This is a genomic window from Rhodococcoides kyotonense, assembly GCF_001645385.1.
Lineage (GTDB): Bacteria > Actinomycetota > Actinomycetes > Mycobacteriales > Mycobacteriaceae > Rhodococcoides > Rhodococcoides kyotonensis_B.
The window spans coordinates 817,969-830,339 of sequence record NZ_LVHI01000012.1 but is presented as its reverse complement, the minus strand read 5'-3'; the positions used below and the strand labels follow the sequence as shown (position 1 = coordinate 830,339).

The following is a 12,371-nucleotide window of genomic DNA, read 5'->3' as shown; positions in this document are numbered from 1 at the left end:
CACTACTGCTGGTTGATCGAGAAACCGCACGTGCTCTGCGCGTACTGATCGACGCGGGTGCTCGCATCGATGGCTGCCTGAGCGGTGTCGACGTCGATCGACGTGGTCGACTGCTCGTTGAACACCTCGTACGACGGCGCGTCGGCCGCGCTCGCGGTGGCGGCGGCGCTGGCGTCGCGCAGCTTGGTCAGGTCCGATGCGGTCTGCTCGTCGGCGACGTCGATGGCCGGGTCGTAGTGCTCGGCCAGACCGGACGAGTACGCCGTCAGCGCGGACTGCAGCGCAGGCCAATCCGCCGGATCGGCGCCGGCCAGGGCTTGCATCGACTGCATCTCGTAATCCGAGATGTCCTGCAGCTTGGCGCAGACTTCGTTCGACGGGTCACTGCCGCCCGCGGCCTGCGACGCCGCGGCGCTCGTCGTGGTGTCGGCAGCTGCTTCGTCGGAGCCGCTGTCGGAGCTGCAGCCGACCAGGCCGACCGTCCCCACAGCGAGGGCAGCAGCGACGGACCAGACCGGTCGGGACTTCGGCAACATGCGGGTACATCTCCGTAACTGTTCGTGGACGCGTATCGCCTCCACATTCACAGTTCAGGGGTCTCGATGTCGAGCCAGCACCCGAAGGTTGGGAAATATCACTGGAAAATTTCAGGAACGGTTACCGGCATTCGGGGACGTCGACGGTGACGGAAGGGGTGTCGACCAGCGGCTGGACCGGGGCGCTCGCCTGTCCCGGCACCGAAGGCTCCTCCAGCTCCCACGTGACGGTCGACGACTCGCCTGGTGCGATGGACAGGTACGCCGCTTTGACCGGACGCCCGAGCTCGGTGCCGCTCTGCACCGAGAACGCGGGTGCGCCGTCGATCGACATCGACGTGATCTTCGCGCCCTGGGTGCCGTACAGGTAGGCGATCGACTCGTTGGTCCCGTACGGCACGCCCTGCAGGAACGTGCTGGCGACGTACGTGGTCAGTCCATCGGCCTGGACGTTGTTGGTGAACGTGGCCGTCACCGTCGACTTCCGTGTCGGTCCGGTGCAGGCCTCGGCCGTGTACGTGATGTCGCGCGCCAGGTAGTAGTCCAGCTTGTTGCCACCGGCATTGTTGACGACGACTCCGGCGTACGGCGCCGGGTCGTCGGGAAGCGCGTGGCCGATGGCCGTGCCCGCGAGAATCTCCTGCGCCGACGCGTCCGCGCTCCACACGGCTATGCGTCCCTCGCTTCCGGCGCGGCCGAGAGCGTCGATCAGCGCTCGGGTGGGTGCAACCCCGCTCGTCATCTTCGTCACGACGGCCGCTGCGATCTCCTGCAGGTACATCTTGCGCGCGAGTTGGTCGTCGCCGAAGCGTGCGTAGGAGCTGGACAGCGTCACCTCGACGACGTTGTCCGCGGTGATCTCCTCGCCGTCGGCCAGCCGGACCGGGCCGGTGGCACCGAGCAGATAGCTCAATGCGATCGGGTCCGTCGCGATGGCGCCGTCGAGCGACTCCCCGGTCTGCTCCGTCCACATCGACGTCCAGATCTGCCCCGCGTACGGAAAGTTGGCGCTCGCGTTCGAGTTTCGGAAGTCGACGGTCGTGTTCCGCGGTGCCCACAACGCGTCGTACTCGGGACCGAGGTCGATCGGGCGCTCGGCGAACTTCAATTCCCGTGTCGTCCCGAGCTTGTCGATCTCCGCCGTGCCGTTCTCGGCGCGCAGAATTCCGTACCCACCGATGAGCCCGCCGGTTCCGCGTGCCTCCGCAGGCGTCTGGAATGCGAGGAAGTACGAACGCGGACCGTCGGCGCCCATCATCTTCGGCAGCAGACGGGTTGCGGTGTAGATGTTTCCGAGCAGGCTTGCGAGATCGTGTGTCTGGTTCTGCAGTTGTTCGCGAGCATCGCCGACGACGGACAGGAACGCCGGGTCGTCGATGGACTGCGCACGCCGGTACAACTCGTCCGCAGCCGCGGAGGTCTGCGCGAGAACGGGTTCCGCGTCGGACAGAGCCTGCAGGTTCACCCGGCCCCCGCCCTCGACGACGCTGTCGGGCGAGATGGTGGCGCCTGCTTCCGTCGCAGGCTCCAGCACGTCGACTGCAAGACCGTGCACGACGTCGGTGATCTGCACGACGGTATCGACCGGACTGCCGAGCCACGGAACGGCTGCCGCGACCGTCATCGGCAATGCCGACGTGTTCGCGCGCGCCGCGTCGGCAGCATCCGCGGCTTCCGCGGCAGCAATGCGGGCGGCAGGCACGTCTCCGGTCAGCAACGCATCTTTGGCTCGTGTCGCGGCGTCGCGTGTCGTCTCGAGATTCGTCCGTGCCGAGTACGTGCAGTAGCCGAGCCAGACCCCGAAGCCGACGACGATCAGGACTGCGACTGCGAGTCCGATCAGTAAAGGACGTCTTCTCCGCGACGCTGGCGTTCCACTGTGCGCATTATCGGACATGACAGAAATGCTCCTGACGGGAGATAACCGGACCGCGTGGTACTCGAGAATGAGTGTGAATTCTCCGTGATCGTAGCGTGATGACGATTTTTGTCCATCCCGGACGTCATGGAACGAGGTGGCACGACGTCGCCCAATTCGGATGCGAACTGGCATCTGCACGGCCACTCACCTGCTAAACGGGCGATAGGACGATTCGGGGGGCCTGGCCGAAGCGACCGCGTCGAAATCTCCCGAAATATCGATTCATATACGGAATTCGGGCCCATTCGCCGAGTAGAACAATTCAAGGAAAAGAACTAACTTGTACGAGCGGGATTATTCAGCTCGCATTCGTTCGGCCCTTGTCGGGAGGGGATCGTGTGGCGTCGAAATCGACTCGTGTCGCGGCGCCCTCGCCTGCCCCCAGCGCCTTCCCGCTGTCTCCCGCGCAGGCCGATATCTACCTCGCACAGACCGTGGATCCGCATGTTCCGTTCACCATTGCTCAGTACGTCGATGTCGTCGGGGGCATCGACGTACCGACGCTGACTCGCGCCTCGTACGTCACGACGCGGGAGCTCGAATCGCCGATCGTGAGCCTCTTCGAGCGCGACGGCTTCGTGTACCAACAGGTGGATCGACACGCGACGTACGGCCTGGAGTATCGGGATCTGACCGGCGAGGCGGATCCCGTCGGTACTGCGTTGGCGTACATGGAGTCTCGGTGCCGACAGCCGGTGGACATGCTCCACGATCGACTGATGATCTCGGAATTGCTGCAGGTCGGTCCGAGGAGATGGTTCTGGTTCAGCCGGGTGCACCACGTCGTCATGGACGGGCTCGGCGCGATCGCCCTGTGGGAACGCACGGCCGCCGTGTACGCGGCGATGATAGACGGCGCCGAGACCCCGCCGACGCGTGGGTTGCCCCTACGGGCCATCCGAGAGCACGAGCTGGCGTACGAGAACTCGACGCGATTCGAGTCGGACCGGACCTACTGGGAGGGGGTGCTCGCGAATCGCCCCGAACGGGTGTGGCTCGCGGGCCGGTCCGCCCCTGTCGCAGGCGCGGCGATCTCGGTCGGTGCCACACTGAAAGACACTGCTGCGGTGCGTGTTCCGGACGTCCTCGCGGCATTCGCGCTGTACCTCGCGCGCATGATGGACACGGACGACGTCGTGCTGAGCCTTCCCGTCTCGGGTCGCACGACCGCGCGGCTACGAGCGTCGATCGGCATGCTCGCGAACGTCGTACCCCTACGGGTTGCCGTCCCGTCGACGACGACCGTGGGCGCGTTGCGCCGCCGCGTCGAGCTGGCACTCTCGGGAGCTCTACGGCATCAACGCTACGACGCCGGACACAGTTTCGGTCCGACCGTCAACATCATGACCTTCGGCAACGAGATACGTCTCGGCGACACGGTCGGCGACTACCACGTCCTGTCCAGCGGCCCCGTCGACGACATCATGGTCAACGTGTATCCGGGCCTCCCGGGCGCCAGTACCAGGGTGGACCTCCTGGGCAACCCGCAGCTGTACGACGCCGCCGCACTGACGACGCACCGGGACCGCTTTCTGGCTGTACTCGACGCGTTCGTCGCCGCCAACGACGGTGAGGCAGCGTCGGCCATCGCTCTCCCGCCCACCGATCTCGGGTGTGTTCCCGCACCGGTCTCGCCGTGCACGCTGCCCGAGTTGCTCCGCGGGCGGTCGGGCGATGTTGCGCTTCGGTACGGTGAAACGTCGTACACCTACGATCGGCTGAGCGGCGAAATCAACCGTCTGGCAGAACAACTGGCGGCCGCCGGTGCGCGTCCGGAGGTGCGTGTCGCGGTCGCGATGGCCAGGTCGGACAGGTCTGTCGTCGCGTGCTCGGCCGTCGCACGGGCAGGGGCGTCGTTCGTGCCGGTCGACCCGACCGATCCACGGTCCGTCCAGATGATGCGCGCCGCCGACGTACGACTCGGAATCACGGACGTGCAGCCCATGTGCGACGACATCCGGTGGATCGCTCCCGGCGCCGACGCGGCCCCGGTGACGGCGTCGGTGTCGGTCGACAACGAGGCATACGTCGTGCACACGTCGGGAACCACCGGAATCCCCAAGGGCGTCAGTGTCACTCATCGCGGCCTCGCCGCACTCGCGGATGCGGTCGTCGAGCAGTACCGCGTCGACCGCACGTCGCGGGTGCTGCACCTCGCATCTCCGGTGTTCGACGCGTCGATCCAGGAGATGCTGATGGCCTTCGCGGCGGGCGCCACCCTCGTCGTGGCGCCGCGCGACGTCACGTCCGGCCGTCGACTCGCCGATCTGATTGCGGCAGAGCGCATCACCCACCTGATCACCGCGCCGGCGGTCCTCGCAACCCTGGCACCGGAGGATCTCGACGGCGTCACCGTGTTCGACGTCGGGGGCGATGTCTGCCCACCCGCGCTCCGCGATCGGTTCGCGCCGGGACACACCATGCTCGACGCGTACGGCCCGACCGAAGCAACCGTGGTGGCGACGGTGTCCGCGCCGATGCACGTGGACGAACCGGTGGTGATCGGCCGTCCGATTCCCGGAGTGCGGGCGCTGGTTCTCGATCGAGCGCTGCGCCCCGTGGCCGCGGGAGGCGTCGGCGAGCTGTACCTCGGTGGGGACGGAATCGCACGCGGCTACGATCATCGATTCGGTTCGACGGCAGCAACATTCGTGGCCGACCCATTCACACCCGGGCAACGGTTGTACCGCACGGGTGATCGGGTGCGGACCTCGGCGGCTGGAGACGTACTGGAGTTTCTCGGCCGCACCGACACTCAGGTGCAGGTCAACGGTCGACGCGTCGAGCTAGGAGAAATCGAGGCGTGCCTCGTGCGTCATTGTTCGGTGCGCGATGCCGTCGTCGTCGTTCGCGGTACGTCGCTGGTGGCGTTCGTCGTGGTCGACGAAGACAATGACAACGACAATGATGTCACTGCCCTCGATGCACATCTGCGATCTGCGCTGCCGCACTGGATGGTGCCGACGACGATCACCGTCGTCGACGAGATTCCCCTTGCCCCCAGCGGCAAACCGGACCGCGGGGCGTTGTCGAACCCGGACGGCGACGCGCAGTACGACGCGCCGATGTCGCCGACGGAAATTGCTGTGGCCGAGGTATTCTCGTCTGCACTGGGAGTCGACCGGATCGGCCGCCACCACAACCTGCTCGATGCAGGCGGCGATTCGCTCACCGCGTCGACCGTGCTGGCCCGGTTGGGCACCTCGGTGACGCTCGCCGAGTTGTTTCGACACCCGACGGTCGCCTCTCTCGCGGCGCTGCTGGACGAGAGACATGCAGTGCCCATGACGCCTCTGGCGTCCGTCGTCGTGCCGGATCGGGTTCCGTTGTCGGCGGCGCAGTTCCGCATCTGGATGGCCGAGCAGGCGAACGAGTCGACCGTGTACGCACTGCCGGTGGCCGTTCGTCTTCCGGATGGACAGGCGCAGAACGCGATCGCGGCACTGCGCGATGTTCTGGCGCGCCACGACATCCTGCGCACGTGCTTTCCGGCGGACGAGGACGGACCGCATCAGGTCGTTGTCGATCCGTCTCAGGTGCTGGTTGACTTACCCGAGCTCGACGCCGAGTCCATCGAGGCCGGCCTGAACCTCTGTGCTGCAACGCCGTTCGACCTGACCGTCGAGGTTCCTCTCCGGGCCACCCTACTGCGCACTCCTGACGGCGACGCCCTGGCGATCGTCGCGCACCACATCGCCGTCGACGGTCGATCGGTCGAGGTGGTGCTCCGGGATTTCGCACTCGCGTTTCGAGCTCGCGGCGTCGGCTGCTCGCCGGAGTGGGAACCGCTCGCCGTGCAGTACGCGCACTTCGCGTCATCGCACCACGCCCACGTCGACGTCGCTCCGCTGGACGACGCACCGTCGGCGTACCTGCCCGCGGACGGGGCGCGCGCAAGCCTGCACATCTCTCGACGGCCCGTCGACATTGCCGTGAACGACGTGCGGAGGCTCGCGCAGAACGCGCGTGTCACACCGTTCATGGTCGTGCACAGCATTCTCGCGATGACCCTGGCCAGATTCAGCGGACTGGGCCGAACGGTGATCGGCACACCTACGTCGGGGCGCACGCACCCGGACACCGTCGACATGGTCGGCATGTTCGCCCTGACGGTCCCACTCGTGGTGCAGGTCGACCGGGAGGCGACCTTCGTCGAACTGCTCGATCAGGTCGGACGGTCGGATCTCGCTGCGCTGTCGGACATTCGGCACGCTGCGCCGAGGATCATGCTGTCGTACGAGAACCAGGTCGATCTGCCGTCCGACGTCGTCACCGGATCCAAGAACGTGTCCGAGTTCGATCTGGGACTCGTGCTGACCGAATCCGAGAACAGCATCGACGGGTGGCTCGAGTACGCGTCGGACATGTATCGACGTGAGACCGTCGACGCGTTCGTCGCGGCGTTCCAACGCACTCTCGGGACCGTGGCCGCGGACCCGACCGTCGTGGTCGGCGACATCGAATGGGTCGTCGGGGATACAGCCCCGAGCCATGCACGTGCGGGGGAGGGCACGCTGCTCGACGTCTTCCGATCGGTCGACCTCGACGGCACCGTGGCCGTGACAGCCGACGAGGTGGAACGGCGATCGAATCGACTGGCGCGCAGTCTGATCGGTCACGGCGCCGGTCCGGAAACCACGGTCGCGATCTCCCTCGAACGTTCCGCCGACTACATCGTCGCGATGTGGGCCGTCGTGAAGTCCGGTGCGGCGTTCATGCCGGTCGATCCGCAGTACCCGGCGGCGCGGCGCGCTCAGATGCTCCGCGGGACGTCGCTGGGAATCGGTGGATCCGAATCCGACGTCACGTGGGTGTCCGAGGCGGATGCGGGTGCATGCCGGGACGCGGCGGTCACAGATGCCGACAGGCGGGGGCCGCTGAGACCGGACAATGCCGCCTACGTCGTACACACCTCCGGGTCGACCGGCACGCCGAAGCGGGTGACCGTCACCCACCGGGCGGTGCATGCGCTTGCGCGCCAGGCGGTTCCGCGATACCGCGTCACGTCGAAATCACGAGTGTTGCAGGGGTATTCACTCAACTTCGACGCTGCTGTGCTGGAAATTCTGTTGGCATTCGGTTCGGGCGCGACGTTGGTGGTCGCACCGCCGACGCTCGCCGGGGGCGTCGAGACCGCGGAGTACCTGCGCGCACACGGCGTCACACACTTTCTGTCGACTCCCGCTCTGCTGGCCACGGTGCCGCCCGTCGACACCGTCACCACCGTCGCGGTCGGCGGGGACGTGCTGCCGGACAATGTGGTTGGGCAATGGTCGACCGGACGAACGATGTTGAATGCCTACGGGCCCACGGAGTCGACCGTCGTCGCAACGTTGACCGAACCGCTCACGACGACGGCCACCATCGGTGCACCCCTCGACTCGGTGGACGCGCTCGTGCTCGACGGCCGGTTGCATCCGGTTCCGCTCGGCGCGATCGGCGAGCTCTACCTCGGTGGTGACGGCGTGGCGAGGGGCTACGGCGACGCGGCGGCGACTGCCGCGTCGTTCGTCGCCGGTGCCGGTGGACGACGGCTGTATCGCACCGGCGACCTGGTCCGTCGACGGCCCGATGGTGCCCTCGACTTCGTCGGGCGAGCCGATGCGCAGGTGCAGCTGCGTGGCGTCCGCGTCGAATTGGGCGACGTCGAAGCCGCCCTCACGTCTCATCCGTCGCTGACGCGTGCGGTCGCCGATGTGCGAGACGAACGGCTGGTCGCATGGGTCGTCGGCGACGCGGCGGTCGATGCGCGAGCGTGGGCGTCGAGCAGGCTGCCTGCGTCGATGGTTCCTGCCATGATCGAGTTCGTCGACGACATCCCCGTTACCGCGAACGGCAAGGTCGACCGAGCCGCGCTGATGGCCCCGGATGTCGTTGCTACACAACAAGGGTCGCCGCGCACCCTGCGCGAGAGCATCGTGCTGGGAATTCTGTCCGACGTGCTGGGTGTCGACGACCTGACCGTCGACGCGGACTTCTTCGCGCACGGCGGTGATTCGTTGACGGCGCTGCGGGCAGTAGGACGCATCGGATCCACCTTCGCGGTCGAGGTCTCGCTCCGTACGTTGTTCGACGCGCCGACGGCGAGAACGCTTGCCGCTGTGCTCGATACGTCGTCGGGCCGTCGCGTGGCGCTGCCGGTGTTGCGGCACAGCCCGGACGGCAGCACCGATCTGTCGGCCGCCGAACGGCGAATCTGGTTGCACAACAGACTCGACCGTGCATCCAGCGCGTACAACCTGGCGTTCGCGCTAGCGCTGCCGCGCGACGTCGACACCCGTGCCCTGCGTCGAGCGATCGTGGACGTGCTCGACCGACACGAGCCGCTACGGACGGTGTATGCGCCGGGGCCTGTCGTGTCGGTGCGCGCCGCGGACGACGTGGTTCCCGATCTCGCACTGCGGGTCGACGACATCGATCGGATCGCGAATGCCGGATTCGACCTCACCGTCGACGCACCGGTTCGAGTCGCACTCGTGGACTCGGGACGCGAGCACGTCGACCTCGTCGTCGTCGCTCATCACATCGCGGTCGACGGTGCATCCGTGGCACCACTGGTGCGGGACGTGCGCGTCGCGCTCGACGCCCGGTTCGACGGTCGATCGCCCGAGTTACCCTACGTCGCAGTCGATTACGCGGACTACCGTCGTTGGCACCGTGAAATCCTCGACATCGTCGCGCCGACACAGCTCGCATTCTGGGAGCAGGCGTTGCAAGGACTCCCCGACTACCTCGAACTTCCGAGCGGCGCTCCCACGGCAGAAGGCCCGGCGACGCCGGCCGACTTCACGATCGACGACGCCACCGCCGTCGAACTGCGGGCGTTGGCACGTCGCCTCGGCGCGACGACCTTCGTCGTCGTCCATGCAGCCGTCGCCCTGCTGCTCGCCGATCTCGCGTCCACGGACGACGTCGCCGTCGGAACCCCGGTGTCGGGTCGCACCAGTCCGTTGCTCGACGATCTCGTCGGAATGTTCGTCGGCACAGTCGTTCTCCGGACTCCGATCGATCGCGCGCTCACGTTCGAGCAGTTCGTCGCGGATGTGCGCGGTCGCGACCTCGATGCATTCGCGCACGCCGACGTGCCGTTCGACGACGTCGTGGAGCATCTGGCGCCGCCGCGTCGGGGCGAGAGCCACCCGTTCTTCCAAGTCCTGCTGTCGGTCTCGTCGCAGCCGGTCGTCGACGACCTCGTCGTTCGCCCGCTCCCCACCGGCGACACCCAGTTCGATCTCGAGATCGTGCTCGACGACGCGTCCATGACCGGCAGTATTGCGTTCTCGCCTGGGCGGTTCGACGTGGACACGGTGCGCATGGTCGCGTCGCGCCTGACGGCGTTGCTACGGGCCGTCGTGCGCGAGCCCACGACCGAGCTGAGGCGCATCGACGTCCTCGGTACGTACGGTCAGCTTCCTGCACACACGGTCGGCGTCTCCGAATTCTGCACGCTCACAGACGTCTTCGACCACGCCGTCAGCCGGTGGCCCGACGCGACCGCCGTGGTCGACGGGTCGGATCACCTCACCTATCGCGAACTCGACGCGCGTGCAACGGGATTGAGCTACGCGTTGCTGCAGCGCGGAGCTGGCCCGGGAACGGTCGTCGTACTGGCACTGCCACGATCGATCGATCACGTCGTCGCGGTGTGGGCCGTCGCCAGGACCGGCGCTGCATTCCTTCCGGTGGATCCGGCGCATCCGACGTCCCGCATCGCCGACATCGTGAGCGAAGCCGCGCCGGTCGTGGGTGTGTCGAACGAGCCGATCTGCGACGGAACCCACTGGCTGCCTCCGGATTCGACGTCCTCGCCGTCGGCTGCGGTACGGCCCACGCCGGACGACCCGGCCTACGTCATCTACACCTCCGGGTCGACGGGGACGCCCAAAGGTGTGCGCGTGGCCGGACGTGGAATCGCGAATCTGGTGGCGTCACAACGCGAGACGTTCGGCGTCGATGATCGGTCGGCGGTGCTGCAGTTCGCGTCCCCGGGCTTCGACGCGTCGGTGTTCGAGATGCTGCTCGCGGCAGGTTCGGGTGCGTCCCTGTTCGTCGCGCCTGCCGTGCGTGCAGGACGCGAACTCGCGGACTTCATGACCACGGCCGGCGTGACACATGTCTGCCTCACGCCCGCTGTCCTTGCCGCCACGGATCCGGCTGCAGCGCCGACCGTCACGACCGTGATCATGGCCGGGGACGTCGCCGGCTCCGAACTGATCCGACGTTGGGCGTCCGGCCGATCGGTGTTCGACGCGTACGGTCCCACCGAGGCCACGATCATGGGTACGTGCAGCGACGATCTCGCTGCCGGCGTCGACTCGGGAATCGGCTGGCCGACGCGGGGTTTCGACGCGTTGGTTCTCGACCCGGTTCTGCGGCAGGTCCCGACGGGCGTCGTGGGCGAGCTGTATCTGGCGGGACCTGCGCTGGCCGACGGCTATGTCGCGCGGCCAGGGCTGACGGCGTCACGGTTCGTACCAGACCTTCTGGGCAAGCCGGGAGCACGCATGTACCGCACGGGCGATGTGGTGCGCTGGCGTGCCGGTTCGGGCGGGCCGTACCTCGAATTCCTCGGCCGCGCGGACACCCAGGTGAAGATTCGCGGGCACCGCGTCGAACCCGCGGAGGTGGAAGCCGCACTGCTGCAGCATCCGGCCGTCGACCAGGCGTTCGTGACAGGTCGACAAAGCGACACCGGCACGGTTCTCGACGCGTACGTCACCGGGGACGGTACGCACGCCGGTCTGCGTACGTTTCTGACAAGGACGCTGCCGCCGTACCTGGTTCCGAGCACGGTGACGACGGTCGACGCGCTACCGACGACACTTGCGGGCAAGATCGACGTCAGTCGGCTGCCTGCCCCGGTGCTCGCGTCGTCGTCCACTCGCACACCCTCCACCGAATTGGAAACAATCGTGTGCACCGCTTTCGCCGACGTACTCGGGATACATCCCGACAATGTCGACGTCGACGCCGATTTCTTCGATCTGGGCGGGCATTCCCTTGGGGCCGTGCAGGTTTCCGATGCGCTTTCCGGGCTTCTCGGCCGCGAAGTCCCGGTGGCATGGATGTTCGTCGACCGCACCGTGTCGGCGATGGCCGACAGGCTCGAACGGTCGTCGAACATGCAGGCCCAGAACATGTTCGACGTGCTCCTCCCGCTGACGCCCGGCCGTGACGGAATCCCGGTGTTCTGCATTCACCCTGCCGTCGGGATCGCGTGGAGTTACGCAGCGTTGGCCGCCCACGTCGACGCGCCGATCTACGGGCTGCAACGACCAGGCATGGCAGGAGACGAGATCGCCCCGACGTCCATCGACGAGTACGCGGATCGCTACGCCGACGAGATCCGCGCGGTGTGTCCGCACGGGCCGTACGTCGTGCTCGGTTGGTCCCTCGGCGGCGTCATCGCGCACGCCGTTGGAACGAGACTCCAGAAAGGGGGAGGGGAGGTGACGCTTGTTCTCGTCGATGCGCATCTGACCGAACCCGAGAACGCCGAGCAGTTCACGGCCCAGGACCTCGGTCGTCATCTCGGGGCGGAGGGTCATTCGTTCGAAGCAATTTCGAGGAATTTGGCGGCGACGTATCCCGGCGCCGCCACCGTTACCAGCGAACATCTGCGCCGCATGTACGAACCGGTCGTCGCTGCACCCGCGCTGGTCGCTGCGAATGCGCCCGAGAAGTTCTCGGGCGATACTATTTACCTCTCGGCGCGGAACTCCGACGGTGCATCCCAGTGGCACCCGTTCGTGGACAGGCCGGTTCGGGTGCGCGGTCTGGACGTCGAACACGACGAGATGTTGGGGCCGGTGGGGGCGAGTGTGATCGGGGAAGAACTGCGCGCGGTGTCGATTTCGCAGGCGGCCGAAGGGCCGGGTGTCGGAGGCGACGTGCATTCATGAGGAAAGGCAGTC

The 12,371-nt window shown here is 67.0% G+C and carries 3 protein-coding genes; 1 reads left to right on the top strand and 2 read right to left on the bottom strand.

The window, feature by feature from the left end:
* Window positions 1-2: 2 nt before the first annotated feature.
* Window positions 3-536 carry a hypothetical protein gene (locus A3K89_RS11885; RefSeq protein WP_068425577.1) on the bottom strand — a complete coding sequence of 178 codons (534 nt, stop codon included), beginning with the start codon at window positions 534-536 and terminating at the stop codon, window positions 3-5.
* Window positions 537-657: 121 nt separating this feature from the next.
* Window positions 658-2,433: a DUF4012 domain-containing protein gene (locus A3K89_RS11880; RefSeq protein ID WP_068425574.1), complete on the bottom strand. Its 1,776-nt coding sequence runs from the start codon at window positions 2,431-2,433 to the stop codon at window positions 658-660.
* A gap of 362 nt (window positions 2,434-2,795) precedes the next feature.
* Between A3K89_RS11880 and A3K89_RS11875 the strand changes: the two genes are divergently transcribed.
* Entirely contained in the window at window positions 2,796-12,359 is a 9,564-nt protein-coding gene (locus tag A3K89_RS11875; protein WP_068425571.1) for a non-ribosomal peptide synthetase, read from the top strand.
* Window positions 12,360-12,371: the final 12 nt, after the last annotated feature.